Source organism: Candidatus Methylomirabilota bacterium (assembly GCA_035315345.1).
GTDB lineage: Bacteria > Methylomirabilota > Methylomirabilia > Rokubacteriales > CSP1-6 > CAMLFJ01.
The window spans coordinates 91,967-117,518 of the sequence record DATFYA010000105.1; the positions used below are offsets into that span (position 1 = coordinate 91,967).

Below are 25,552 nucleotides of genomic sequence, written 5' to 3' on the forward strand. Positions count from 1 at the left end.
GAATTCCCCGCCTCCACCCCTCGTCTGATCTGGCGTGAATCGGCGGACCCCGCATGGACAGGAGACGAATGAATGCGTGCCACATGGATGGCGGCGGTGGTGACGACGTTGGCGTGCGCCGGCTGCGCGACGGCCCCCGCGGGGCCGAGCGTGCTGGTGCTGCCCGGCGCCGGCAAACCCTTCGAGCAGTTCCAGGCCGACGTGCACGTCTGCCGCGAGTGGGCCGCCAATCAGGTGAGAGGCGCGTTCGTCGAGGTTCCCGCCTTCGAAGTGCAGCGCCGCTACGACAATGCCTATGTGCAGTGCATGTACGCGAAAGGTCATCAGGTGCCGTCTCTGCCGGCACCTTCTCGATAACGGGCAGCCGACCGGAGGGCCCGAGCCATGATTGCCACCACCTGCAAGCGAGCGATCGCGATCGTCCTGACGCTGACCGTGCTGATCGGAACCGCGCCCGGCGCCCGCGCCGCCGAGCCTCCCGCGCCTCCCGCGGCCGCGCCGTCGGCCGGTGAGGCGGGCGCGCAATCCGACGCGACCGCAGCGACTCCCCCGCGGCTGAGCTACACCGACGGCGACGTGTCGTTCTGGCGCCCCGGCGGCGACGACTGGGTCCCCGCCCAGGTCAACACGCCGCTGGCCGCGGGCGATCAGCTCTACACCGGCAACCGCGGCCACCTCGAGATCCAGCTCGACGCGCGGGGATTCGTGCGCGGCTGGGGCGACAGCCAGATCGGTATCGAGAACCACGAGCCCGATTTCCTGCAGCTCAAGATCGCGGCCGGCCACGTCTCGCTCGACCTGCGCGCGCTCGATCCGGGCCGGGCCATCGAGCTGGACACGCCGGCCGCCGCCTTCACGATCGACCGGCCCGGCTACTTCCGCGTCGACGTGACGCCCGATCGCACCTCGTTCATCACCCGGCGCGGGGGGACCGCGACGATGACCACCGTCGCGTCGGGAGGCGGCCAGTCCGTCGCCGTCGCCACGAGCGAGCAGGTGGTCCTGGGCGCCGACGGCGCCGCGGGGCAGCGCTTCGTCGCCCCCGAGCCCGACGTGTGGGACCGCTGGAACTACGCGCGGACCGACGCCCTCGTCGACACCGTGAGCGCGCGCTACGCGCCCGAGGGCATCTCGGGCATCGACGATCTGGATCAGCACGGCACGTGGCGGGTGGTCTCCGAGTACGGGTCGGTGTGGGTGCCGGACGGTGTGGCGGCCGACTGGGCGCCCTACACCACCGGACGCTGGATCTGGGATCCGCGCTTCGGCTGGAGCTGGGTCGACGTCGCGCCGTGGGGCTGGGCCCCGTATCACTACGGCCGCTGGGTCCACCTGGGCGCCGTCTGGGCGTGGGCGCCCGGCCCGGTGGTCGTCCGCCCGGTGTACGCCCCGGCGCTGGTCGCCTTCTTCGGCGCGCCCGGCGTGCACGTCGCGGTGGGCGCCCCGTTCGTCAGCTGGGTCGCGCTCGGCTGGGGCGAGCCGTGCGTGCCGTGGTGGGGTCGGCCCGGCTTCGTCGGCCGGCCGTGGTGGGGCGGCTGGGGCGGCCCGCGCGTGGTCAACAACGTCGTGATCAATCGCACCACGGTCGTCAACGTGACCAACGTGAACGTGTACCGCAACGTGAGCGTGCGGAACGCGGTGGTCGCGGTGCGTCCGGATCGCTTCGGGCGCGGGCCGGTGGCCGAGGCCCGCATCCGTCAGGTGGACACGCATCGCCTCCAGCCGGTGCGGGGTCCCGTCGACGTGCGGCCCGATCGCGCGAGCTTCGCGGCGGCCGGCGGCCGCGGCGTGCGCCCACCCGAGGCGGTGCTCGCGCGGCCGGTGGTGGCCACGCGCGCGCCGGCGACCCGCGCGCTGCCGCACGAGGCGGCCCCGCGGATCGTCCCCGCGCCGCGGCCGGGCGAGCCGCGGGAAGCGGTCGCGCGCCCCCCGCTCGGCCAGAGCGGGCCGGAGCGGCCGCGGCCGCCACGCGCTCCGCGCTTCGACACCGAGCGGCGACCGGAGGCGACCGTGCCGCCGGCGGCGCGTGCCACCGAGCAGACGGTGGCGCCGCACCGCGATCCCGAGCGGGCCGGCCGGCCCGCAGTGCCGCAGCGGGCGCCCGAGACGCCGACGGCCCCGACGCCACCGCGTCCGCGTGAGACGCCGCCGCGTCCCCGCGAGACGACGCAGCCGTCGGCGCCGCAGCGTCAGCCCCAGCCGCCGCAGGTCTCGGCACCGCAGCGACCGCGCGAGACACCACCGGCGGCGGCTCCGTCCCGAACGACCGACTCGCCGCGCGCCGCGACACCGGCGCAGCCCCCCGTGGCGCAGCATCCGCCGGCGGCGCCCCCAGCTCGTCCTGCGGAGCGACCGGCGCAGTCCGCGGCGCCGGCGCGAGCCGCCGAGCGGCCGGCCGCGCCGGCGCCGCGGACCCAGGCACCGCGCCAGCCGCCGCGCAACCTGCCCGGCCAGCCCGCAAACCGGCTCTATCCGGGCGGCCGCGTGGAGCGGCCCGCGCCGCGGCCACCCGAGACGCGCCCGCTGGCGCATCCGCGCCCGAGCGGAGAGCGCGCGGGCGGCTCGTCCCATCCGGCGTCGCGGACCGAGCGCGATCGCCGCTGACGTCAGTCGGGGAGCGGGTAGACGGGCCGGCCCTCCACCGTCCGCATGAAAAGGGTGGGGCGATGGGGCGCCGCGGGCCCCGCGCTCTGGATGTGGAGCACGGGCCGGCCGCGCACGGTGAGGGCGTCGGCGATCAGGCCGCGATGGCAGCGCCACGGGACGGCCTCCGCACACATGATCGCGGTGCGCCGCGCATCGGCCAGCGCCTCCAGCGCATCGAGGGCGCGCGCGAACTCGGCGGTCTGCATGTAGTCGGCGTAGCCCCGGAACGAGGCGTTCCGCCAGCCGAGGTTCACCGAGTCCTTGCGGGGATGGCGGAGCCCACCGAGGGCCGGGTGGTGCGCGTAATCGATGCCGGCCGCGGCCAGCGACTGGGCCAGCGCGTCGCGGTTGAACTGCGGGTTGTGGCGGGAGCGTGGGATCGTGCGCACGTCCACGAGCATCTCGATCCGGTGGGCGCGGAGCAGCTCCACCAGCGCGTCGGCGGTCCGCGTCGAGTGGCCGATCGTGTACAGCGCCCGGCTCGACATGATCGACTCCGAGTCTGCCACAGCCGCGGGGCGCGCTCGCGGCTCAGGGCGACGACGGCTCATCCAGGAGGCGGCCCAGACGTCGGAGCGCGCGGGCCTCGAGCTGGCGGACGCGCTCGCGGGTCACGCCCATCCGGTCGCCCACCTCTTCGAGCGTCTGCTCCTCGCCTCCGTCGAGCCCGAAGCGTCGGGAGAGGATCTCCCGCTCGCGGAGGGGCACGGCCGTCAGCGCCTCCTGGACCCGGCGGATCACATCGTCCCGGAACGCTTCGTCGTCGGGCGACGGGATCAGCAGATCCGGCACGAGCTGGCCGAGCGAGGAATCCTCGCCGATGGGCGCGTCGAGCGACAGCGGCTGCGCGGCCGCCCGCTCGATCAGCTGCACCGTCTCCTCGCGCAGGCTGGCGCGGCCGGCCAGCTCCCGGGCGGTCGGCTCGCGCTGCTGCTCGGCCCGGAAGTCTCGCCGGGCGCGCGCCAGCTTGCCCAGCAGCTCGACCATGTGGACGGGCAGCCGGACGGTGCGGGACTGATCGGCCAGCGCGCGGCCGATCGCCTGTCGGATCCACCAGGTCGCGTAGGTCGAGAACTTGAACCCGCGGCGGTGGTCGAAGCGCTCGACCGCCTTCATGAGCCCGAGGTTGCCCTCCTGGATCAGGTCGAGCAGGGTGAGCGCGCCGCCCACGTAGCGCTTGGCGATGGAGACGACCAGGCGGAGATTGGCTTCCATGAGCGCCCGGCGCGCCTCGCGGAGGGCCCGGTCGCTCGCCTCGAGCTCGGCGAGCGCCCGCCGCCAGCGGGCGGCGCGCGTGTCGGGACCGCGCCGGCTCACCGTCGCCACCAGCTCGTCCATCACGCTCACCTTGAGCGGGAGCGATTCGACCAGCCGGCCCGCCGCGCGGTAGGCCTGCCGGCAGCGGGTCACGCGGGGCCGGAGACGCCGCAGCCGCGCGACGGCCCGCCGGATCCGGCGACGCTCGCGCTCGGTGAGGGTCTCGCCGCCCGACACGACCACGATGGATTCGAGCGCGCGGCCGGACGCGATCAGGCCCTCGGCCAGGCCGAGCAGCGCGTCGAGGCCGTCGGGCAGGCCGGCCAGCGCCCGGCGTCGCAGCAGCCGGCACGCCTCGATTCGACGCCCCAGCTCGATCTCCTGCGCGGCGGTCAGCCGATCGATCGCGGCGATCTCGCGCAGGTACAGCGTGACGGGCTCGCGATGGCTGGAGAAGGACGTGGCCGGGCGCGTGGCGATCCTCCGGGTCGGCCCGGCCGCCGAAGCGCGCGGCCGGGCCGACCCTCGAGTGCAGCGTGAGAGACGTTAGGCGGTCAGGGCCACGTAGAGGCTGGCCCCGTCGCGCTGGATCATGACCACGATGGGCGCGCCCTTGGGGTGCTGGTCCAGCACCCGCTTGAGCTGCGCCACGTCGGGCACCTTCTGGTGATCGACCTCGGTGATGACGTCGCCGGGCCGGATCCCCGCGGTCTCGGCCGGGCTGCCGTCGCGCACACCGCGCACGAGCACGCCGTGCGCGTCGGCCAGCTTCATGTCCCGGGCCCGGTCCGGCGTGAGCGGCTCGACGCTCAGGCCGAGCGCCCCCTTCGATTCGTCGCCCGACGCGGAGGCCACCTGCTGGCCGGGCTCCTCCATCTGGGCGACGGTGACGTCGAGCGTGATCGGCTTGCCGTCACGGATCACGTTGAGCGCCACCTTGCGGCCGACCGGGGTGTTGGCCACCAGCCGGGACAGGTCGCCCGGGTGCGCGATCTTCTGGCCGTCGAACTGGGTCACGACGTCACCGGCCTTGAGGCCGGCCCGGGCCGCCGGGGAATCCGTCTGCACCGAGGCGACGAGCGCGCCCGCGTTCTCCGACATCTGGAAGCCCTTGGCCAGCTCCGGCGTGAGCGACTGGATGCTGACGCCGAGCCAGCCGCGCGTCACCTTGCCGGTGGACGCGAGCTGGGTCACCACCGGCTTGACCTGGTTGATCGGGATCGCGAAGCCGATGCCGACCGACCCGCCGGACTGACTGAAGATCGCGTTGTTGATGCCGACGACCTGGCCGCGCGAGTTGATGAGCGGCCCGCCGCTGTTGCCCGGATTGATCGACGCGTCGGTCTGGATGAAGTCGTCGTAGGGACCCTGGCCGATGACCCGGCCGGTGGCGCTCACGATGCCGGTGGTGACGGTCTGCTCCAGCCCGAAGGGATTGCCGATGGCCATCACCGGCTCACCCACCCGCAGCTGCGCGGAGTCGCCGAACGGGATCACCGGCAGCCCGCTGGCCTCCACCTTCAGAAGCGCCAGGTCGGTCTTGGGATCGCGGCCCACCACCTTGCCGCTGAGCTCGCGGCCGTCGTCCATCTTCACCCGGATCTCGGTGGCCCCGTCCACCACGTGGTTGTTGGTCACGATGTAGCCGTCGGGGTTCACGATGAAGCCCGAGCCCAGGCTGCGCACCGCGTGCGGCTGCGACTCCTGCGGGACGCCGAACCGCTTGAAGAACTCCCGGAGCTGCTCGTTGTCGCCGAAGGGGCTCTGCATCGGCGTCTGCTGATCCACCCGCTTGGTGCTGATGTTCACCACCGCCGGCTTCAGGGTCTTGGCCAGGTCGACCCAGTTGGGCGCGGGCACCGTCGGGCTCGGGCTGACCGCGACCGTGCGGTCGCTCCACAGCGGGGTGGTGGTGCTGGTGAATCCGAGGTGCGGCGCCAGGCCGACGATGGCGGCCACCGCGGCCACCACCACCGCCGCCGCGGCGGCGCGATATCGAGTCGTCAATCGATTCATCACACGCTCTCCCTGTTCAGAATTGGCTCGAGGCGTCGCTCGAGGTTCGGGTGATCGTTCGGGGTCATGGCCGTCCCTGCGCGGCCTTCAGCTGCTCATGGGCGACGGCGCCGAGGGCGCTGCCCCGAGCCAGGTGCATCGCGATCCGGTACTGCTCCTCCATGCCTTCCACGTCCCCCGCCCGCCGCAGGGTGTCGGCGAGCAGGAGCCGGATGTCGGGCGAGCGCGGCTCCAGCTCGGCGGCGCGCCGGAGATGGCCGATCGCGTCGCCCACGCGGCCGGCGTCCAGCAGCACGGTGGCGAGGCCCGCCTCGTACTGCGGGTCGCGCGGGGCCAGCCGCACCGCGTCGCGGGCATGGCTCAGCGCGGCCGCGTGCTGTCCGAGGCCCGCGTAGGCCAGCCCGAGATAGTAGTGCGCGCGGGCATCGCGCGGCGCGGCCACCACCGCCCGCGTCAGCTCGCGCGCGGCGGGCAGGTACTCGCCGTCGAGGACGAGGCTCGCGCCGGAATCCACCAGCCCGCGCGCGCGCCAGGCGCTCACGCCGAGCGCGAGGCCCATCACCGTCGCGACCAGCGCAACGGCGGCGAGCAGGCGAGCGAACCAGGGTCTCGAGTGCATGTGCGGATCGTCCTCGTCGCCTTGACCGTAGCCGGTCGACGTGAGCCACCCGTGAGAGGGAGATGAGAAGTGGCTTAGGAGGCGGAGGGAATGACGAGCGTCAGGTTGCCGTGACAGGTGGGACAATCCACGCGGCGCCCCGCCACGAAGCGCCCGCCCGGCCGCAGCTCGTGGACGGCCCCGCAGCGTGGGCAGGTCCCGCGCAGCACGATCAGCCGCCGATCCTCGTGGGCGCGCTTCACCGCCATCACGATCCCGGCCACCGTGAAGGTCGGGACGAGCAGGAAGTGCGCGACCGGGATGAAGACGCTCACCGCCGCGAGCCCCCAGAACATGCCGAGCCCGCGCAGCACCCGCCCGAGGCGGGCGCCGGGGGCCTGCTCGACGACGGTCGCGGTCGCGGGGCGCGGCTCGTGACCGAACGCGGTCAGCTGGGCGACGGCCTGGATTTCGGTGGCCACCCGGCGCGCCTCAGGCGGCGGCCGACGGGCGAACCGCCATCGGCTCGACGAGCCGATGCTCGACCACCGACCAGGCGATGTTGCGCAGGAATGCGTCCAGATACCGCCCCCGCTCGGTCGCGCGGTAGTCGCGCATGAAGGCGTGCTCCCACACGTCCATGACGAGGAGCGGCTTGAAGCCGGCGGGTACCCCGTTCTGGTGCAGGCTGACCCAGTGATTGGTCAGCCGCCGGGTCATCGGGTCCTGGCACAGCATCACCCAGCCGACGCCCCGCATCCCGCCGATGGCCTGGAAGTCGGTACGCCACTGCTCGACGGAGCCGAACGACTCGGCCAGGGCGCGAGCGATCGGCGAGGTCGGATCGGGCTTGGCCCGCGCACCGCTCGACAGGTTGGAGAAGTAGTACTCGTGCAGGATCATGCCGTTGTACTCGAATCCCATGCGACGGGTCAGCTCGGCGAACTCGGCGTCGCGGCCGGAGGCTCGGCCGTGGTCGCGCAGGCCCGCCAGCTCGGCGTTCAGCGCGTTGACCTGGCGCACGTAGCCCGAGTAGAGCGACAGATGCTCGGCGATCTGGTCGTCGGAGATCCCGTCCAGTCCCCGGAGCCCATCGAACCGCTGCTCGACATACGGCTTCTGCTTGGCTGGTGGCATCGTGGGTGCCCTCCCTGGGCCAACCCTAGCAGGGCCACATGAGAGACAGATGAGAGGCGGGTGAGAGCGGTCAGGCGGACGCCAGGGGCAAGCGGATGGTGAAGCGGCTCCCCGACCCCGGTCGCGACTCGACGGTGAGCGTCCCGCGGTGAGCCGTCACGATGGAGCGGGCGATCGCCAGCCCGAGCCCGGCGCCGCCGGTGTCGCGGCTGCGGGCCGCATCGAGGCGCACGAAGGGCTCGAACACGCGCTCGGCGTCGGCGGGATCGACGCCGATGCCGGTGTCCGAGACGGTCAGCGACGCGGTGCCGTCGTCCGCGACCAGACTCAGCTCGACCTTGCCGCCCCGGGGCGTGTACTTGACCCCGTTCTCGACCAGGTTCAACAGCGCGCGCCGCAGGGCGGTGGCGTCGCCCTGCACCACCGCCGGGGCGGCGCTCTCGATACGCACGCTCACCCCGGCGGCCTGGCCGAGCCGCGCGCCCGCGTCGAGGCCCTCGAGCAGGATGGGCTCGAGATCGACGCGCTCGCCCGCGGGCTCGGGCCCGGCCTGGGCGCGCGAGAACAGCAGCAGGTCCTCGGAGAGCCGGATGAGGCGCTCCACCTCCTCGAGGCTCGAGGTCAGCACCGCCCGGTACTCCCCGGGCGACCGGTCCCCGCGAAGCGCCACCTCGGTGGTGCCGCGGAGCGCGGCCAGCGGCGTTCGCAGCTCGTGCGCGGCGTCGGCCGCGAACCGGCGGCTCTGCGCGAACGCCTGCTCGAGCCGCGCGAGCATGTCGTTCATGGTCTCGGCCAGCCGGTCCAGCTCGTCGCCGGTGCGCGGCCGCTCCACCCGCTCGCTCAGGTCCTCGGCGCTGATGCGGCGCGCGGTGCGCGTCATGCGGTCGAGCGGGCGGAGCGCGACGCGGGCGATGATCGCGCCGCCGAGGGCGGCCAGCCCCACCCCGAGCGGGATCAGCACGGTCAGGGTGTCGACGTAGCGATCGAGCGTGGCGCGGGCCCGACGCAGCAGCATCCCGACCTGCACGATCTCCACCACCCGGCCGTCCCGGACGATCGGCATGGTGAGGACCCGCACCGGCTCGGCGCCCACGAGGCCGACCGTCTCGAAGGTGTTCTGCCCGCGCGCCGCCCGCGCGCGCGCGCCCGGCGAGAGCGGCAGCGCTCCCGCCCGCGGCGGCGCCGGCGCGGCCTGCGGCCGGCCCTCGGGATCCAGCAGCTGGAAGAACTTGTCGTAGAGCTCCGGCCCGAGCAGCTCCCGCAGCATCGCCTCCTGGTCGCGGGCGCCCCGCGCCTGCGCCCCGGTGTCCTTCACCACCTGGGCGACGGTCAGGAGCGAGGCGTCCAGATCCTGGAGGAGCCCGAAGCGCAGCCACGAGTAGGACAGCACGCTGATGGTCACGAGGATGGCCAGCAGCACGCCGCTGTACCAGAGGGTGAGCCGGGTGCGGATCGACAGTGACGGCCGCTTCACGGCTCGGCGCTCAGCGTGTAGCCGGCGCCGCGGACGGTCTGGAGCAGGCGCGGCTCGCCCTCCGCGTCGATCTTCCGGCGGAGGTAGCCGACGTACACGTCGATGATGTTGCTCTCCGGATCGAAATCCATGCCCCAGACGTGCTGGGTGATCATGGGGCGGCTCAGCACGCGGCCCGCGTTGCGCATGAAGTACTCGAGCAGGGCGTGCTCGCGCGCGGTCAAGGTGATGCGGCGGCGCCCGCGGCTCACCGCGCGGGTAGCCGGATCGAGGGTGAGCTCGCCGACGCGCAGCACCGGCTCGGCCCGGCCCCGGCTGCGGCGCAGCAGGGCCCGCACCCGGGCCAGGAACTCCTCGAAGGCGAACGGCTTGGCGAGATAGTCGTCGGCGCCCAGGTCGAGGCCGGTCACCTTGTCGGCCACCCCGTCGCGAGCGGTCAGCAGGAGCACCGGCGTCTGCACGCGGCTCTCGCGCAGCGTCTTCAGCACGTTGAAGCCGTCGCGCTTGGGCAGCATGACGTCGAGGACGACCAGGTCGTAGGACGGGCCCTCCGCGATGGCGTCGAGCGCGGCCGCGCCGTCCGCCGCCACCTCGACCGCGTGGCCCTCCTCGACCAGCCCCTGCCGGATGAACGAGGCGACCTTGCGCTCGTCTTCGACCACGAGGATCCGCATGTCCGGAGGTAGAATCCCACCCGGTGGAGGGCACCGCAAGCCGGGCCCGCCCCGGGAGACCACCCTGGGAGTGCGGGTGGTCCACGAGCTCCCACGACGTGCGATGGAGGACCGCATCGTGATCGATCTCTACAGCGACACCCTCACGAAGCCCACCCCGGACATGCGCCGCTTCATGTGCGAGGCCGAGGTGGGTGACGAGCAGAAGGGCGAGGACCCGACGGTCAACCGGCTGCAGGAGATGGTGGCCGAGCTGCTCGGCAAGGAGGCCGCGGTCTACCTGCCGTCCGGCACCATGTGCAACGAGATCGCGGTCAAGGTCCACACCCGTCCGGGCGACGAGGTGCTGGCCGACCGCACCTCGCACCTGATCCACTTCGAGGGCGGCGGCCCCGGTCTGCTCTCGGGCGTGCTCATGACCGGACTCGACGGCGAGCGCGGCGTCTTCACCGGTGCCCAGGTCCGCGCCGGCACGCACGCCCGCTCGCGCTACGCGCCGCCGACGCGGCTGGTCTCGATCGAGAACACGAGCAACCTGGGCGGCGGCCGGGTCTGGCCGCTCGCCGCGGTGGCCGACGTGAGCGCGGCCGCGAAGGCGCTCGGGCTCGCCACGCACATGGACGGGGCGCGGCTGCTGAATGCGGTGGTGGCGTCGGGGACGCCCGCCCGGGCCTACGCGGCCGCGGTGGACTCGGTGTGGATCGACTTCAGCAAGGGGCTCGGCGCTCCGGTCGGCGCCTGCCTCGCCGGGTCGCGGGCCTTCATCGAGGAGGCGTGGCGCTACAAGCAGGCCCTGGGGGGCGCGATGCGGCAGGCGGGCATCATCGCGGCGGGCGGCGTCTATGCCCTCCGGCATCACGTGGACCGCCTCGGCGAGGATCACGACAACGCCCGGGCGCTGGCCCGAGGCATCGCAGGGCTGCCCGGCATCGTGCTGGACCCGGCGCACGTCGAGACCAACATCGTGATCTTCGACGTGGCCCGCCCCGGGCTCACCGCGGCCGGCCTGGCCGAGCGGCTGATGGCGGCGGCGCAGGTGCGGCTGAGCGTGATGGGCGAGACCCGGCTGCGCGCGGTCACGCACCTGGACGTGTCGCGCAAGCAGATCGACACCGCGGTGGAGGCGTTCGCGCGCGTGCTCTCGGCCTGAGGGCCGCTTGACAGGGCCACGCTCCCCCGGCTAGCGTCCGATGGGATGAACCCCGGCGCGATCTCCCCCGAGCAGCTGGCGACGCTGCTGGAACAGCCCGCCCCGTACGCCCTGCTGGACGTGCGCGAGCGGGCCGCCTTCGAGCGCGGCCACATCTTCCGGGCCACGCCGCTGCCCCGTCGCCTCCTCGAGATGCGGCTGCCCACGCTGGTGACCGCCCCGGCCACCCTCATCGTGCTCTACGACGACTACGGCACCCTCTCCACGCTCGCCGCGACCACGCTGGCCGACCTGGGCTACAGCGAGGTGTTCGTCCTGACCGGGGGCCTCGAGGCGTGGCGGCGCGCGGGTCGGCCGGTGGTCCAGGGCCTCAACGTGCCGAGCAAGGTCTTCGGCGAGCACGTGCTGCACGAGCGCAAGACCCCCGAGATCAGCTGTCTGGAGCTCTCCGCGCAGATGGCCGAGGGCCGCGACATGGTCATCGTGGACACCCGCACGCCCGAGGAGTACCACCGGGGCTGCCTGCCCGGGGCCTGGAGCATGCCGGGCGGCGAGCTGGTGCTGCGCATCGGCGAGGTGGTGGAGCGGCCGGATCAGACCATCGTGGTGCATTGCGGCGGACGCACCCGCTCCTATCTGGGCGCAGAGTCGCTGCGGCGGATGGGCCTGCCGAACCCCATCGTGGCGGTGAAGAACGGCACCATGGGCTGGCAGCTCGACGGGCTCGAGCTCGAGCGGGGCGCCACCCGCTGGGCGCCCCGGCCGTCCGACAAGAGCCGGTCGCGCGCCCTCGACGTCGCGGTGCGGGTGGCCGCCGAGGACGGCACGCCGCTGGTCTCCCCGGACGCGGTGGCCGAGCGATGGGGGCGACGGGGCGAGGAGAACGTCGTCCTGCTCGACGTCCGCACCCGGGAGGAGTACGAGGCCGGCCACGTGCCGGGCGCGCAGTGGGCGCCGGGCGGTCAGGCGGTGCAGGCCACCGACGAGTACGTGGCGGTGCGGGCCGGATGGCTCGTCCTCATCTGCGACGGGCTCGGCCGGTCGATCATGACCGCGGGCTGGCTCAAGCGCATGGGGTTCCCGCACGTCGCGGTGATGGAGGGCGGCGTGATCGCCTGGCAGCGCTCCGGCCGACCACTCGAGACCGGCCAGCCGGACGCCCACCCGCCCGGCTATGCGGCGGCGTATCGCGTCGTGGATCGCATTCCCGCCGGACCGATCGGCGACGCCCTCGTGCTCAGCGTGGATCCCAGCGACGCCTACCTGCGCGGTCACGTGCCGGGCGCGCAGTGGATCGGCCGGGGCCGGCTCGAGCTGGCCATCGGGCGGGTCGCGCCCGACAAGGACCAGCCGATCGTGGTGACGTGCGCGGACGACGTGCAGTCGACGCTGGCCGCGGCGACCCTGCGGCGCATGGGCTACGCCAACGCCAGGGTGCTCGACGGTGGGCTCGCCGCCTGGACCGCGGCCGGTCTCCCGGTCGAGTCCGGGCCGGGGACGATGCTCGCCGAGGTGGACGACGTCGTGCAGAAGCCTTACGAGCGCGGGCGCGCGGCGATGGAGGCCTATCTGCGCTGGGAAGAGGCGCTGGATCCGCAGGGGGTCAGCCCGCACGCCCTGCTGCCGGAGAGCCGGCGCACGTGATCGACGCCCGCCTGCCCGACCCGCTGGTCTCGACCGAGTGGCTCGCCGCCTCCCTGGGTGCGCCCGATCTGAAGGTCGTGGACGCCACGTTCTACCTGCCACATCTGCGGCGCGACGCGCGCGCGGAGTTCGAGCAGGCGCACATCCCGGGCGCGGTGTTCTTCGACATCGACGCGGTGGCGGACCATTCGATCCCGCTGCCCCACATGCTGCCCGACCCGGGTCCCTTCGCGGACGCGGTCGGCGCCCTCGGCATCGGGACAGGCGATCGCGTGGTGGTGTACGGCGGCAAGGGCCTCATCGCCTCCGCGCGGGTCTGGTGGAGCTTCCGGGTGTTCGGTCATGAGCGCGTGGCGGTGCTGGACGGCGGGCTCGGCAAGTGGCGGACGGAAGGGCGTCCGGTGGAGGCCGGCCCCGCTCGGCCGGCTCCGCGGCGATTCTCCGCGACCTACCACAAGGACCTGGTGGCCGATCTCTCCCGCATGCTCGCGGTGCTCGAGCGCCGGGACGCCCAGATCGTCGACGCGCGCTCGCGCGGCCGCTTCGCCGCCACCGAGCCCGAGATCCGGCCCGGCTTGCGCGGTGGCCACATTCCCGGCAGCATGAACCTGCCCTACGGCGATCTGTTTCGCGCCGACGACGACGCGATGCGGCCGGTCGACGAGGTGCGGGACGCCTTCCGGCAGGCCGGGCTCGATCCGGAGCGGCCGGTGGTGGCGACGTGCGGATCCGGGGTCAGCGCCGCGGTCCTGGCGCTGGCGCTCTATCGCCTCGGACGGCGGGACGCGGCGGTCTACGACGGGTCGTGGACGGAGTGGGGCGGCCGCGCCGACACCCCGATCGTCACCTGACGCGAGGCACCCCGGGAGACATCGATGGCTGGCGAGACGTACACGCTCGAGCAATTCGTGGCGGACCTGGGCCGGATCACGGCCGACGCGACGGAGCCGGAGGCCATCACGCGGGCGATCGCGCCGCTGCTCGGCCGCCTCGTGAAGAATGCCGACGCGATCCCGGTCCCCTTCCGCGGCCGCGCGCCGGACGGCGGCCGCGGCCGCTTCATGCTCCACCGCGCGCCGCGGTTCAACGTGACCTCGGTGCTGTGGCGTCCCGGCGACCGCGCGGCCGCGCACAATCACGAGACGTGGGGTGTCATCGGCGTGGTGGACAACGAGATCGAGGAGACACGCTACCGGGTGCTGGACGGCCCCGCCGGCCGGGCCGCGCTGCAGGTGCAGAGCGTGACCCGCTGCGGCCCCGGCGCGGTCTCTCGCCTCGTGCCTCCCGACGACGAGGTGCACGCCATGCACAACCCGACCGCCCGGGACACGCTCGAGATCCACGTCTACGGGCGCGACCTCCACGGCCTGGCCCGGAAGACCTGGGCGCCCGACGGACGCGTCACCCCGCTGGTGAGCCCGAAATACCTCAACTGCTGATCCGCAACCGCCACCGTTCGACACAGGAGAAGACGACATGTCACTGAGACTCGGAGATACCGCTCCCGATTTCACCGCCGAGACCACCCAGGGCCCGGTGAAGTTCCACGACTGGATCGGCGACCAGTGGGCCGTGCTGTTCTCCCACCCGCGCGACTTCACGCCGGTGTGCACCACCGAGCTGGGGTACGTGGCGCGGCTGAAGAGCGACTTCGACAAGCGCGGCGTCAAGTGCATGGGGCTCTCGATCGATCCGGTCGACTCGCACCGGGGCTGGATGGCTGACATCAAGGAGACGCAGGGGCACGAGCCCAATTTCCCGATCGTGGCCGACCCGCAGCGCACGGTCGCCAACCTCTACGGCATGATGCACCCCGCGCACGACGAGGTGTACACCGTGCGCACCGTGTTCGTGATCGACCCGAAGAAGAAGATCCGGCTGATGATCACGTATCCGCAGACCACCGGCCGCAACTTCGACGAGATCCTGCGCGTGATCGACTCGCTCCAGCTCACCGACGGCTACCGGGTGGCCACCCCGGTCAACTGGAAGCAGGGCGACGACGTCATCATCGTGCCCGCGGTCACCGACGACGAGGCCAAGGCCAAGTTCCCGAAGGGCTGGAAGGCGCTCAAGCCCTACCTGCGCCTGACCCCGCAGCCGAACAAGTAGCGGCCCCCGCGCGGTGTCCGCGAAGTCCGGCGCCGACGCCCTCGTGATCGGAGCGGGGTGCGTCGGCGCCAACGTGGCCTACCGGCTGGCCGAGCGCGGCGCGACGGTCACCGTGCTGGACGCCACCGCGCCCGGCGCCGGCACGTCCGGGGCGAGCTTCGCCTGGACGAACTCGTTCAGCAAGACGCCGCGCGACTATCACGAGCTGAACGTCGCGAGCATGGAGGAGCACGCCGTCCTCGCCAAGGAGCTGGGCGGGGGCGGCTGGCTCCACCCGGATGGCGCGCTGGCCTGGGAGGAAGACGCAACCGGCCTCGCGCGCCTCGCCCAGGCGGTGGACCGGCTCACCGGATGGGGCTATCCGGTGGAGCGCATCTCGCCGCGACAGGCGCGTGAGATCGAGCCGGACCTGCACATCGCCCCCGCCGTCGGGCACGTGATCTGGACACCCGCCGAGGGCTACGTCGAGGTCGTCCCGTTCGTCGCGGCGCTCCTCGCCGAGGCCCGGCGCCGCGGCGCGCGCGTCCTGCCCGGCCATCCCGTCACCGACGTCGTGATCGAAGGCTCGCGGGTGCGCGGCGTGCGCACCGCGGGCGGCGAGCGCTTCGCGGCCGACTCGGTGGTGGACTGCGCGGGCATCGCGGCCGGCGAGGTGGCGGCCCTCGCCGGCGTGGCCCTGCCGCTCGACCGCGTGCCGGGCCGGCTGATCTACACCGCCCCGGTGGCCACAACGCTGCGGCGCCCGGTCCACGCGCCCGGCTGCCACTTCCGCCCCGATGGCGGCGGGCGCATCGTGCTGGCCGAGGGCGCGCACGATCAGACGTGGCGCGAGGGCGGTGAGCCATGGCCGCCCGAGCGGTCCCTCGCGGTGGTGGCCGCGCATCTGCCGGCCCTGGCCGGGGCGCGCGTCGAGGCCGTCCGCGTCGGCGTCCGGCCGATGCCGCGCGACGAGCGGCCGATGGTAGGCGCCCTGCCCGGCGTCGACGGCTTCTACGTCGTGGTCTCGCACAGCGGCGTCACGCTCGGGCCGCTGTGGGGCCGCGTGGCCGCCGCCGAGATCCTGGACGGCGCGCTCGATCCGCGCCTGGCCCCGTACCGCCCCGCCCGGTTCCCGTAGACCCACCGGTGGCGGACCGGCCATCCGCGGTCCCCGTTCCCGCTCGGGCTCCCGCCGGCCGCGCGGGCCCCGCCGCGCCGGCATCCGGCGACGTGAGCGTGCGAGCCCGGCTCGACGCGGCCTTCGCGCAGGAGGAGCGTCGGGGGCTCATGCTGGCCGCGGCCACCCGGTCGGTCGCGGTGGTGATCATCATCGGCTGGCTCGCGCTGGCCAATCCGCTGCGCGGCCTCGCGCTGGCCTGGGTGCTCGGCACCGCCGCGTTTTTCCTGGTCACCGGCCTGGTCCAGCTCGGGCTGTACGCGCGCCGGATGGCGCCGCCGATCACCCCGTACGCGTTCATGCTGCTGGATGCGCTCGCGCTGGCCGCGGTGCTGCTGGTCCCCAACCCGTTCGACCCCGCCGCGCCGCCGCTGGCCCTGCCGCTGCGCTGGGCCGCGTTCATGTACTTCTTCCTGCTGCTGATGCAGGCCGCCTTCTCGTTCCGGCCGGCCCTGGTCGCGTGGACCGGGCTGTGCGGGGCCGGGGCCTGGACCGTCGGGTTCCTCTGGATCGCGACGCGACCCGAGACGCTGGTCGACCCGCCGAGCGCGACGGTCCCGCTCTCGCGGTACCTCGATCCGAACTACGCCTCGGTCCTGAAGTTCGAGAACGAGGTCGTGGCGTTCCTCCTGGTGAGCGCGGGGCTGGCGCTGCTCGTCCGCCGCTCGCGCGCGCTGGTCGCCGAGCGCCTCGACGCCGAGCGCACCCGCGGCAACCTCGCCCGCTACTTCTCGCCCAAGGTGGTGGAGACGCTGGCCGAGCGCGACGAGCCGCTGGGCCGGGTGCGGCGGCAGTCGGTCGGCGTGCTCTTCGCGGACCTGGTCGGCTTCACCACCATGGCCGAGGAGATGACCCCGGAGGAGGTCATGACCCTGCTGCGCGACTTCCACGGGCGGATGGAAGAGGAGGTCTTCCGCCACGGCGGCTGCCTCGAGAAGTTCATCGGCGACGCGCTGCTGGCCACCTTCGGGGTGCCGGACGCGGGGCCGCGCGACGCCACCGACACCCTGGCCTGCGCCCGCGGCATGCGCGATGCGCTCGACGCCTGGAACCGCGAGCGGACCGCGGCCGGGCGGCCCGCGCTGCGCATGGGCCTCGGCCTGCACTACGGGCCGGTGGTGGCGGGCGACATCGGCAGCCGCCGCAGCATGGCCTTCGCCACGGTCGGCGACACCACCAACGTGACGAGCCGGCTGCAGGCCCTCACGCGCGAGCTGGGCGCCTCCATCGTGGCCAGCGAGGCGCTCGTCGCGGCGGTCCGCCGGGAGGGCGCCGAGCCCGGCCTGCTCACCGGGCTGAGCGCGCGGGGACCGCAGGCGCTGCGCGGGCGCGACACCCCGATCGATCTCTGGACGGAATAGGCGATCGCCGGCCCCGGCGAGCCCGCGGTTTGACCGGCCCCCCACGATCTGGCAGAATCCCGCGATGGCGCCGGCCCGTCCTCCCGACAATCGATCCCGTGTCGACACCGATCCACAAAGGAGATCCTGGATGAGAACGCTTCTCGCCCTCGTGCTCGTCGCGGTGGTCGCGGTGTCGACGGTGGACGCGCAGACGCCGGCGCCGGTGAACCTCGCCTTGGCGACCCTCGACACCGGCAGCGCCTGGTACGTCTACGGCGCCACCATCGCCGAATTGCTGCGCAAGACCCTGCCGCCCGGCTCCAACATCGACGTCAAGCCGCGCGCGGGCGGGGTCGGCAACCCGCGACTGGTGGCCAAGAACGAGACGCCGCTCGGCCTGTCCTTCACGGTGACGAATCGCTGGGCCCACGACGGCAAGGAGGCGTATACCGAGAAGCTCGAGAACCTCCGCGCGCTGGTCGGCGGCTTCGACACCTACTATCTGGTCGCGATGGCCACCAAGAAGCTCGGCATCAGCTCGGTGCGCGAGATCCGGGACAAGAAGCTGCCGGTGCGCGTCTACACCCAGCCGGTGGGCGCGCTCGGCGAGTTCGCGGGCCGCCAGCTGCTGCGGGCCGCCGGGCTCGGCTACAACGAGATCCGGGGCTTCGGCGGATCGACCCAGCACGTCGGCTACAACGTCATCATCGACGCCTTCAAGGACGGCCGCGCCGACATCCTGTTCGCGGTGGTCACCCCCAAGCATCCATCGGTGAGCGAGATCGTGTCCTCCGTGGACGTGGAGTTCCTCGGCCTCGACCCCGAGACCACGAAGGCACTGCTGCCGCTCGGCTACACCGCGGCGACCATGCCGCCCGAGACCTTCAAGGGCCAGTCGAAGCCGGTGACCACCGTGGGCTTCCCCACCGTGCTGATCACCAACACGGACCTCCCCGAGCCGATCGCCTACACCGTGACGAAGACGGTGCTCGAGAACAAGGACGCGCTGGTGCGCGGCCACGGCGGGCTCGCCGCGTTCAACCCGCAGACCGCGTGGCAGCCCGACCGGGTCGGCATTCCGCTCCATCCCGGTGCCGAGCGGGCGTACCGCGAGAAGGGGTGGATGAAATAGCCGGCGGGCTGGTCCTCGTCGGCGGGCGCATCCTGACCCTCGACCCGCGGCGCCCGGTGGTCGAGGCGCTCGCCGTCGCGGGCGGCCGCGTGCTGGCCGCGGGCTCGCGCGCCGAGATCCTGCGCCGGCGCGACCGCCACAGCCGCGTCATCGAGCTGCGCGGGGCGACCGTGATCCCCGGGCTGGTCGACGCCCACGCCCATCTCGACCGCGAGGGCCTCAAGGCGATCTACCCCTCGCTCGCGCGCTGCCGCTCGATCGCCGACATCCAGCGCCTCATCCGCGCGCAGGCGGCCCGGCGAAGGCCCGGCGAGTGGATCGTCACGATGCCGGTCGGCGCCCCGCCCTTCTACCAGGGGATGCCCGAGGGCCTCGCCGAGAAGCGCTGGCCCACCCGCGTCGATCTCGACGCGGCCGCGCCCGACCACCCCGTCTACATCCGCGGCATCTGGGGCTACTGGAACCGGCCGCCGGTGCATTCGATCGCCAACAGCCGCGCGCTGGCGCTGGCCGGCGTCGGCCGCGGCACCGTGCCACCGCCCGGCGTGGAGATCGTCCGGGACGCGGCCGGCGAGCCCACCGGCCTGTTCGTGGAGCACAACCTGATCCAGGTGCTCGAGCTCACCCTCATGCGCGCGGCGCCGCGCTTCACGCCGGCCGACCGCGTGCGGGCGCTCCGCGTCTCGCAGCAGCGCTACGCGGCCCGCGGGGTCACCGCGGTGTACGAGGGTCACGGCATCGCGCCCGAGGTGCTGGCCGCCTATCGCGAGAGCCACGCGCGCGGCGAGATCCGGCTGCGCTGCAGCCTCGCGGTCAGCCCGACGTGGGAGGCGGACGAGGCGCCGCGCGCGATCCCGCCGCTGGCCGCGTGGGCCGGCGGGCGCGGGCTCGGAGACGACCGGCTGCGGGTCGGCGGCATCTGCCTGCACTACGGCGGCGACGCCGCGGTCGCCCGCCTCCTGCACGAGGCGCAGCCCTACACCGGCTGGGCCGGCTTCGTGGAGAGCGCCAACGATCCCGCCGCGTACCTGGAGCAGGCGGAGACGGCCGCGCGCCACGGCCTGCGCGTCAACACGCTGGTGACGCGCTGCCTGCCCGAGGTGCTCGACGCGTGGGAGACGGTGGCGCAGCGCCATCCGATCCGGGATCTGCGCTGGGTGCTGGTGCATCTCAACGCGGCGACGCCCGAGCAGCTCGCGCGCATCCGGCGGCTCGGCGCGGTGGCGACGACCAATCCCATCTCCTACCTCTACCGCTCCGCCTCCGACGAGGTGGCGCGGCTCGGCGGCGCGGCCGATCAGCTGCTGCCGCATCGGAGCCTCGCCCGGCATCGCATCCCGTTCGGCCTCGCCACCGACAACAAGCCGGCCGATCCGTGGGTGGCCTTCGCGGCGGTGGTGGCGCGGCGGGACATGCGCACCGGCACGGTGGTGGGCGAGCGTGAGCGGCTGACGCGCCTGCAGGCGCTCACCGCGCTGACCCAGGGGGGCGCGTGGGTCACCTTCGCCGAGCGCGAGCGCGGCCGGCTGGCCCCCGGCTGGACGGCCGACCTGACGATGCTCGAGCACGACCCGCTGACCGCGCCGCTCGAAGCGCTGGTCGGCCAGACCGCGCGGCTCACCCTGGTCGGCGGCGAGATCGTCCACCGTGCCTGACCTGCGCGCGCCGCGGACGTGGCTGGCGATCGCGTGGTCGATCTTCCAGCTCTACACCGCCTGGGCCGGCCTCTACGACCTGCTGATCCAGCTGCCCGTGCACGTGGCCTTCGCCATTGCGCTCGGCTTTCTGACCGAGCCGATGCCGGACTCGCCGGAGGCGGCGGCCCGGCTGGCCGGGCGGCGCCGGCGTCGCTGGCTCGATGCGATCCCGGCCGGGCTCGCGCTGCTCTGCGCCGCCTACTTCGTCTGGCAGAACGAGCGCCTCGCCAGTCGGATGGCGCTGGTCGATGATCCCGAGCGGTGGGACGTCGTGGTCGGCCTGCTCTTCACCGTGCTGCTGCTCGAGGCCGCGCGCCGCCACATCGGCCCGGCCCTGGTGGTGCTGGCGCTGGCCTTCGTGGCCTACGCCTTCGTCGGCCCCTGGCTGCCCGGCTTCCTGGGCCACGGCGGCGAGACGTTCCTGAAGCTGGTGGACCAGCAGACGCTCACCACGCAGGGGATCTTCGGGATCCCCGCGCTGGTGTCGGCCACCTTCATCTTCCTGTTCGTGGTCTTCGGCAGCGTGATGGCCCACGGGGGGCTCTTGCGCTTCTTCACCGACGGCGCCCTCGCGGTGGCCGGGGCCAGCCGCGGCGGGGCCGGCAAGGTGGCGGTGATCTCCAGCGGGCTCTTCGGCATGGTCAACGGCAGCGCGATCGCCAATGCGGTCACCACCGGCGCCTTCACGATCCCGCTCATGAAGCGCGCCGGCTACCGGCCGGAGTTCGCGGCCGGCGTCGAGGCGTGCGCCTCGATGGGCGGCCAGCTCATCCCGCCCGTGATGGGCGCGGCTGCCTTCATCATGGCCGAGACGCTGCAGGTGCCCTACGCCTCGATCGCGGTGGCCGCCGCGATCCCGGGCGTGCTGTACTTCGTGGCGGTGGCGGTGATGGTGCACTTCGAGGCGGCGCGGCGCGGCCTGCCGGTGCTCGACCGCAACGCGCTGCCGCGCCTGGGCGTGGTCGTGCGACGCGACTTCCACCTCCTCGGCGGCCCGGCCGTGCTGGTGTACTTCCTGGTCGACGGCCGCTCGCCGCTCTTCGCGGGCTTCTGGGGGCTGATCGCGGCCTTCGCGCTGTCGTGGCTGCGGCGCGACACCCGCATCGGCCCCGCCCGCGCGCTGGCGCTCCTCCACGACAGCGCGCAGGCCGCGATGCCGGTGGCCCTGGCCTGCGCGACGGTGGGCATCGTGGTCGGCGTGGTGAGCACGACCGGGCTCGGACTGAAGCTCGCCACCGGCATCGTGGGCCTGGCCGGCGGCAACCTGCTCTTGACGCTGGTACTCACCATGGTCGCCGCGCTGGTGCTCGGCACCGGGCTGCCGACCTCCGCGACCTACATCATCACCTCGATCATGGCCGCGCCGGCCCTGGTCGAGCTGGGCGTCCCGACGCTGGTCGCCCACGTGTTCGTGTTCTACTTCGGGATCCTCGCCGACCTCACCCCGCCCACCGCGATCTCGACCTACGCCACCTCGTCGATCGCCGGCGCGGATGTCTGGCGCACGCAGTGGCTCGGCATGATGCTGGCCCTCTCCGGCTTCATCATCCCGTTCTCGTTCGCCTACGACCCCGCGCTGCTGCTGATGAGCCCGTCGGTGGCGCACATCATCTGGCGCACGATGGCCGCCACGCTCGGCATCGTGATGCTCGGGGCCGGCCTCATCGGGTACTTCCGGGCCCCGACGCGCCGGTGGGAGCGCGCCGTGCTCCTGGCCGGCTCGCTGCTGCTGATCTTCCCGGGCACGTGGAGCGATACCGTCGGCCTCGCCTGCTTCGCCGCGGTGTTCATCTCGCAGCGCGCGGCGCGGCCGGCCCGCGCGGCACATCCGGCGTGAGCCGGCGGGGTTTGACCGCGTCGGGCGCCTCTGGCAAGATTCCCGCGATGACGACGCGCCGGGGGCATGGACAGGGCATCCGCGACTTCGTCGCCGCCTACGAGGCGACCTTCCCCGGCGAGGTCGTACACGTGGCCGAGCCGGTGAGCACCGATCACGACATCATGGCGCTCGTGCTGGAGTACGAGCGGCGCCGGCGCTGGCCCGTGCTCCTGTTCGAGAAGGTGACCGGCGCGGACATGCCGATCATCGCCAACGTGGTGGCCAGCCGGAAGGCGCTGGCGTGGGCGCTCGGCGTCCCGGAGGCGCGGCTGGCCCAGGAGTACGCGCGGCGGATCAAGGAGACCATCAAGCCGAACGTGGTCGCACGCGCTCCGTTCCGCGAGCGGCTGCTCACCGGCCGCGATCTGGACCTGCGCCGGCTGCCGATCCCGACGTATTTCCCGGGCGACGCGGGGCGCTACCTGACCGCCGGCATGCTGGTGGCGCGCGATCCGGAGACCGGCGTGGAGACGGAAGGCTACCACCGGTTCCAGCTCAAGGGCGCAGACCGGATGGGGGTGAGCCTCCATTCCCGGCGGCGCATGTTCGAGTACCAGCGCCGCGCGGAGGCCCGAGGTGAGGCGCTGCCGTGCGCGATCGCGCTCGGCCTGCACCCGCTGGTCTCGATGGGCTCGCTCGCCTACCCGCCCGCCGAGGTGGGCAAGTTCGAGGTAGTGGGCGGGCTCTTCGGCGAGTCGCTGGACGTCGCGGCGTGCGCCACCATCGACCTCACCGTGCCGGCCGCCGCCGAGATCGTGATCGAGGGCGAGATCCTGCCCGGGGTGCGCGAGCCGGAAGGGCCGTTCGGGGAGTTCACCGGCTACTTCTCGCGTCGCTCCACCGAGCACGTGTTCCAGGCCAAGGCAATCTCGATGCGAGCCGCGCCGTGGTTTCAGTCGATCGGCTCCGGCCGCGCCGGCGACCACATCACGACCCTCGGCCTCGTGCGCGAGGCGGAGATCTGGAACGCGCTCCAGCGCGTGATCCCCAACGTGGCGGGCGTGCACGTGCCGCTGTCCGGCACGTCGTCGTTCAGCGCCTACGTGGCCATCAAGCAGGGCCGCCCCGGCGAGGCCAAGCACGTGATCCCGATCGTGCTCGGCGTCGATCACTACCTCAAGCTGGTGATCGTGGTGGACGACGACATCGACGTCTTCGACGAGTCCGACGTGATGTGGGCGGTGGCCACTCGCATGCAGGCCGACCGCGATCTCGTCACCATCGGCGGCAGCCTGGGGGCGCTGCTCGATCCCAGCGCGGACGAGCGCGGGGTGACCGCCAAGCTCGGCATCGACGCCACGCGGCCGTTCGGGGAGCCGTTTGCCGGGAAGCTCGTGATGGACCCCGCGCGGATGGCGTGGGCTCGTGCGCTGGTCGACCGTCTCGGCGGTTGAGGCCACCGTACCGACGACGCGTGAGGCGGCCGAGTGGCGGGACGGGCGGCCCCCGGCGGGGGTGGCCTCTCACCACGACCGGCTTGCTCGTTTTTTGCGGGCCGCAGTTCCCAGTCTAGCGACGTGAGGCTTCGTGCTTGCGTCGCCGGGAACGGGTGACCCGGCCACCCCCCGCCGGGGGCCGCCCGTCCCGCCGCTCGCCGGTCGCTCGCCAGGAGGCCGGCACCGTCGGCCTCGGTGATCGCCAACGCGCGGCGCGGCGGCGTGAGTCCGGGCGCTGGGGTCCGGATTACTTCAGGCGGGGGTCGAGGGCGTCGCGGAGGCCGTCGCCGAAGAGGTTGAAGCCGAGGACGGTGACGAAGATGGCCAGGCCCGGGAAGAGCGAGAGCCACGGGTTGGCCTGGATGAAGGCGACGTTGGCCTTCAGGTCCCAGCCCCACGAGGGCGTCGGCGGCTGCGTGCCCAGCCCGAGGAAGGACAGCGTGGCCTCCACGATGATCGCGGTGGCGATGCCGAGCGTGGTGGTCACGATGATGGGGGCCAGGCAGTTGGGCAGCACGTGGTGGATGAAGATCGAGGGGTCCCGCACCCCGAGGGCGCGGCAGGCCTCGATGTACTCCTTCTCCTTGATCGAGAGCACGCTGCCCCGCACCAGCCGGGCGTAGATCGGAATGCGCACGATGGCGATGGCCGCCACCACCTTGATCGTCCCGATCGGTCCCGCGGTCGGGGTGAACATGATCATCAGGATGATCGCGAGGAGGTAGACCGGGAACGCGAGGACCAGGTCCATCAGGCGCATGATCACCGAGTCGAGCCGGCCGCCGTAGTAGCCGGCGATCATCCCGAGCGGCACCCCCAGGAACAGCGCGAACACCACCGAGGACACGCCCACCGCCAGCGAGACGCGCGCGCCGTGGATCACCCGGCTCAGCATGTCGCGGCCGAGCTGGTCGGTCCCGAGCGGGTGGTCCGCGCTCGGGGATGCGAAGGTCTGGGTCTGGTCGCTGGCGATCGGGCTGTCCGGCGCCAGGACGTCCGCGAAGATGGCGACCAGGACCAGGATGGCCACGATGACGAGACCGGCCAGCGCGGTGGTGCTCTTGCCGAGCCGCCGCATCGCCTGGACCAGCGGCGACTCACCACGCCGGGCCGCCACGAGATCGACGGCCAGCCCGGCCGCGCCGAGGGCGCCGTCGCCGATACTCGGTTGGCTCACGTCCACCTGGATCGAGTCGCCGCCGTTGGCCATGGGCTCCTCACGCGTACCGGATCCGCGGATCCAGGAACGTATAGGTGATGTCGACGAGCAGGTTGATGATCACGAAGGCCAGCGCGGTGATGAGCGCGAAGCCCTGCACCTGCTGGTAGTCGCGCGCGATGATCGCGTCGATGCCGAAGGTGCCGAGACCGGGCATCGCGAAGAGCGTCTCCACCACGATCGCCCCGCCGATGAGGAAGCCGACCTGCAGCCCCATGACGGTCACCGTCGGGATCAAGGCGTTCTTGAACGCGTGCTTCAGGATGACCGGGCCCTCGCTCAGTCCCTTGGCCCGGGCGGTGGTCACGTACTCGGTGCGGATGACCTCGAGCATGCTCGCCCGGAGGAGCCGGGTGAGGATCGCGGCCCGCCCGATCCCCAGCGCGATGGCCGGCATCAGGACGTGCTGCATGTTCCCCCAGAAGCTGACCCCGCAGACCATGTTCGGACACGTGCCGGGCAGGTAGACCCAGCCCGAGCTGGGCAGGACCCCGTGCAGCCCCACCGAGAAGGCGAGCAGCAGGAGCACCCCCACGAAGAACTCGGGGATCGACACCCCGATCATGGCCACCGAGGTCGCGGTGTAGTCAGCCCACGTGTTCTGGCGCAGCGCGCCGATGATCGCGGCGGGGATCGCGATCAGCAGCGCGACGGCCATGGACAGCACGATGAGCTCGAGGGTCACCGGCAGGCGCACCAGCACGTCCTGGAGCACCGGCCGGCCCGTCAGGATGGAGATGCCCCAGTCCCCGCGCGCGAGCTTGCCGAGCCAGATGAAGTACTGGACCAGGACCGGCTGATCCAGCCCGTAGGCCTCACGAATCTTCACCGCGTCCTCCTCGGTATAGGCGTCGCCCAGGAGGGCCACCACCGGATCGCCGGGGATCGACTGCATCATCAGGAACACCACGAAGGTGATCATGACGACCGTCGGCACGATCTGGATCAGCCGCTTGAGGAGATAGACGCGCATCGTGGCCCC

Annotated in this window: 23 protein-coding genes; 13 read left to right on the top strand and 10 right to left on the bottom strand. The window is 73.0% G+C overall.

Annotated features, from left to right (window positions below; all coding sequences use genetic code 11):
* Positions 1-72: 72 nt before the first annotated feature.
* Both VKN16_14395 and VKN16_14400 read left to right on the top strand, forming a co-directional pair.
* The gene (locus VKN16_14395; protein HME95393.1) at positions 73-357 is read left to right on the top strand and encodes a hypothetical protein; all 285 of its coding nucleotides are present in this window, start codon (positions 73-75) and stop codon (positions 355-357) included.
* A gap of 27 nt (positions 358-384) precedes the next feature.
* Positions 385-2,604 (top strand): DUF6600 domain-containing protein, encoded by a 2,220-nt coding sequence (locus VKN16_14400; GenBank protein HME95394.1) that lies wholly within the window; start codon positions 385-387, stop codon positions 2,602-2,604.
* A gap of 2 nt (positions 2,605-2,606) precedes the next feature.
* Here the strand turns inward: VKN16_14400 and VKN16_14405 are convergent, their stop codons facing one another.
* From VKN16_14405 to VKN16_14440, 8 genes are all read right to left on the bottom strand, one after another.
* Positions 2,607-3,134, bottom strand: a complete 528-nt coding sequence (locus tag VKN16_14405) for a DUF488 domain-containing protein (protein HME95395.1) — start codon at positions 3,132-3,134, stop codon at positions 2,607-2,609.
* 43 nt (positions 3,135-3,177) lie between these two features.
* A complete protein-coding gene (locus tag VKN16_14410) occupies positions 3,178-4,146 on the bottom strand; it encodes a sigma-70 family RNA polymerase sigma factor (protein HME95396.1) in 969 nt (322 codons plus the stop codon).
* A 303-nt stretch (positions 4,147-4,449) separates the two neighbouring features.
* Positions 4,450-5,919 carry a DegQ family serine endoprotease gene (locus VKN16_14415; protein ID HME95397.1) on the bottom strand — a complete coding sequence of 490 codons (1,470 nt, stop codon included), beginning with the start codon at positions 5,917-5,919 and terminating at the stop codon, positions 4,450-4,452.
* Between the two features lie 64 nt (positions 5,920-5,983).
* Entirely contained in the window at positions 5,984-6,538 is a 555-nt protein-coding gene (locus VKN16_14420; GenBank protein HME95398.1) for a tetratricopeptide repeat protein, read from the bottom strand.
* Positions 6,539-6,612: 74 nt separating this feature from the next.
* The gene (locus VKN16_14425) at positions 6,613-6,999 is read right to left on the bottom strand and encodes a hypothetical protein (protein ID HME95399.1); all 387 of its coding nucleotides are present in this window, start codon (positions 6,997-6,999) and stop codon (positions 6,613-6,615) included.
* A gap of 10 nt (positions 7,000-7,009) precedes the next feature.
* Positions 7,010-7,654: a Fe-Mn family superoxide dismutase gene (locus VKN16_14430; GenBank protein ID HME95400.1), complete on the bottom strand. Its 645-nt coding sequence runs from the start codon at positions 7,652-7,654 to the stop codon at positions 7,010-7,012.
* A gap of 70 nt (positions 7,655-7,724) precedes the next feature.
* The gene (locus VKN16_14435; GenBank protein HME95401.1) at positions 7,725-9,128 is read right to left on the bottom strand and encodes an ATP-binding protein; all 1,404 of its coding nucleotides are present in this window, start codon (positions 9,126-9,128) and stop codon (positions 7,725-7,727) included.
* Entirely contained in the window at positions 9,125-9,802 is a 678-nt protein-coding gene (locus VKN16_14440) for a response regulator transcription factor (GenBank protein HME95402.1), read from the bottom strand. Before VKN16_14440 ends, VKN16_14435 begins: the two co-directional genes overlap by 4 nt.
* Before the next feature lie 103 nt (positions 9,803-9,905).
* Here VKN16_14440 and VKN16_14445 point away from each other — a divergent pair, with 103 nt between their 5' ends.
* The 11 genes from VKN16_14445 (at position 9,906) to VKN16_14495 (ending at position 23,309) form a co-directional block, all read left to right on the top strand.
* Complete coding sequence (locus tag VKN16_14445) at positions 9,906-10,952, top strand: GntG family PLP-dependent aldolase (GenBank protein HME95403.1); 1,047 nt, start codon at positions 9,906-9,908, stop codon at positions 10,950-10,952.
* Between the two features lie 45 nt (positions 10,953-10,997).
* Positions 10,998-12,596 (top strand): rhodanese-like domain-containing protein, encoded by a 1,599-nt coding sequence (locus tag VKN16_14450; protein HME95404.1) that lies wholly within the window; start codon positions 10,998-11,000, stop codon positions 12,594-12,596.
* Complete coding sequence (sseA, locus tag VKN16_14455; protein HME95405.1) at positions 12,593-13,447, top strand: 3-mercaptopyruvate sulfurtransferase; 855 nt, start codon at positions 12,593-12,595, stop codon at positions 13,445-13,447. Before VKN16_14450 ends, sseA begins: the two co-directional genes overlap by 4 nt.
* Before the next feature lie 24 nt (positions 13,448-13,471).
* Positions 13,472-14,035, top strand: coding sequence for a cysteine dioxygenase family protein (locus VKN16_14460; GenBank protein HME95406.1), 564 nt, complete (start codon positions 13,472-13,474; stop codon positions 14,033-14,035).
* A gap of 37 nt (positions 14,036-14,072) precedes the next feature.
* Complete coding sequence (locus tag VKN16_14465) at positions 14,073-14,708, top strand: peroxiredoxin (protein HME95407.1); 636 nt, start codon at positions 14,073-14,075, stop codon at positions 14,706-14,708.
* A gap of 13 nt (positions 14,709-14,721) precedes the next feature.
* Complete coding sequence (locus VKN16_14470; protein ID HME95408.1) at positions 14,722-15,825, top strand: FAD-binding oxidoreductase; 1,104 nt, start codon at positions 14,722-14,724, stop codon at positions 15,823-15,825.
* A 92-nt stretch (positions 15,826-15,917) separates the two neighbouring features.
* Positions 15,918-17,225 carry an adenylate/guanylate cyclase domain-containing protein gene (locus VKN16_14475; protein ID HME95409.1) on the top strand — a complete coding sequence of 436 codons (1,308 nt, stop codon included), beginning with the start codon at positions 15,918-15,920 and terminating at the stop codon, positions 17,223-17,225.
* 130 nt (positions 17,226-17,355) lie between these two features.
* A complete protein-coding gene (locus VKN16_14480) occupies positions 17,356-18,339 on the top strand; it encodes a TAXI family TRAP transporter solute-binding subunit (GenBank protein ID HME95410.1) in 984 nt (327 codons plus the stop codon).
* Complete coding sequence (locus VKN16_14485) at positions 18,327-19,994, top strand: amidohydrolase (protein HME95411.1); 1,668 nt, start codon at positions 18,327-18,329, stop codon at positions 19,992-19,994. The genes VKN16_14480 and VKN16_14485 overlap by 13 nt, the downstream gene beginning before the upstream one ends.
* Positions 19,987-21,873, top strand: coding sequence for a TRAP transporter permease (locus VKN16_14490; GenBank protein ID HME95412.1), 1,887 nt, complete (start codon positions 19,987-19,989; stop codon positions 21,871-21,873). Before VKN16_14485 ends, VKN16_14490 begins: the two co-directional genes overlap by 8 nt.
* Positions 21,874-21,920: 47 nt before the next feature.
* The gene (locus VKN16_14495) at positions 21,921-23,309 is read left to right on the top strand and encodes a UbiD family decarboxylase (protein ID HME95413.1); all 1,389 of its coding nucleotides are present in this window, start codon (positions 21,921-21,923) and stop codon (positions 23,307-23,309) included.
* A 289-nt stretch (positions 23,310-23,598) separates the two neighbouring features.
* Here VKN16_14495 and VKN16_14500 read toward each other — a convergent pair whose 3' ends face one another.
* Both VKN16_14500 and VKN16_14505 read right to left on the bottom strand, forming a co-directional pair.
* Positions 23,599-24,561 carry an ABC transporter permease gene (locus VKN16_14500; protein HME95414.1) on the bottom strand — a complete coding sequence of 321 codons (963 nt, stop codon included), beginning with the start codon at positions 24,559-24,561 and terminating at the stop codon, positions 23,599-23,601.
* A gap of 7 nt (positions 24,562-24,568) precedes the next feature.
* Positions 24,569-25,543, bottom strand: a complete 975-nt coding sequence (locus VKN16_14505; protein ID HME95415.1) for an ABC transporter permease — start codon at positions 25,541-25,543, stop codon at positions 24,569-24,571.
* Positions 25,544-25,552 lie beyond the last annotated feature (9 nt).

Excerpts from the sequence above, each read along its gene's own strand:
- VKN16_14480 (HME95410.1), top strand. The coding sequence starts at position 17,356 with ATGAGAACGCTTCTCGCCCTCGTGCTCGTCGCGGTGGTCGCGGTGTCG.
- VKN16_14400 (HME95394.1), top strand. The coding sequence starts at position 385 with ATGATTGCCACCACCTGCAAGCGAGCGATCGCGATCGTCCTGACGCTG.
- VKN16_14430 (HME95400.1), bottom strand. The coding sequence starts at position 7,654 with ATGCCACCAGCCAAGCAGAAGCCGTATGTCGAGCAGCGGTTCGATGGG.
- VKN16_14465 (HME95407.1), top strand. The coding sequence starts at position 14,073 with ATGTCACTGAGACTCGGAGATACCGCTCCCGATTTCACCGCCGAGACC.
- VKN16_14420 (HME95398.1), bottom strand. The coding sequence starts at position 6,538 with ATGCACTCGAGACCCTGGTTCGCTCGCCTGCTCGCCGCCGTTGCGCTG.
- VKN16_14415 (HME95397.1), bottom strand. The coding sequence starts at position 5,919 with ATGAATCGATTGACGACTCGATATCGCGCCGCCGCGGCGGCGGTGGTG.
- VKN16_14440 (HME95402.1), bottom strand. The coding sequence starts at position 9,802 with ATGCGGATCCTCGTGGTCGAAGACGAGCGCAAGGTCGCCTCGTTCATC.
- VKN16_14460 (HME95406.1), top strand. The coding sequence starts at position 13,472 with ATGGCTGGCGAGACGTACACGCTCGAGCAATTCGTGGCGGACCTGGGC.
- VKN16_14505 (HME95415.1), bottom strand. The coding sequence starts at position 25,543 with ATGCGCGTCTATCTCCTCAAGCGGCTGATCCAGATCGTGCCGACGGTC.
- VKN16_14450 (HME95404.1), top strand. The coding sequence starts at position 10,998 with ATGAACCCCGGCGCGATCTCCCCCGAGCAGCTGGCGACGCTGCTGGAA.
- VKN16_14445 (HME95403.1), top strand. The coding sequence starts at position 9,906 with ATGGAGGACCGCATCGTGATCGATCTCTACAGCGACACCCTCACGAAG.
- VKN16_14405 (HME95395.1), bottom strand. The coding sequence starts at position 3,134 with ATGTCGAGCCGGGCGCTGTACACGATCGGCCACTCGACGCGGACCGCC.
- VKN16_14500 (HME95414.1), bottom strand. The coding sequence starts at position 24,561 with ATGGCCAACGGCGGCGACTCGATCCAGGTGGACGTGAGCCAACCGAGT.
- VKN16_14395 (HME95393.1), top strand. The coding sequence starts at position 73 with ATGCGTGCCACATGGATGGCGGCGGTGGTGACGACGTTGGCGTGCGCC.
- VKN16_14495 (HME95413.1), top strand. The coding sequence starts at position 21,921 with ATGACGACGCGCCGGGGGCATGGACAGGGCATCCGCGACTTCGTCGCC.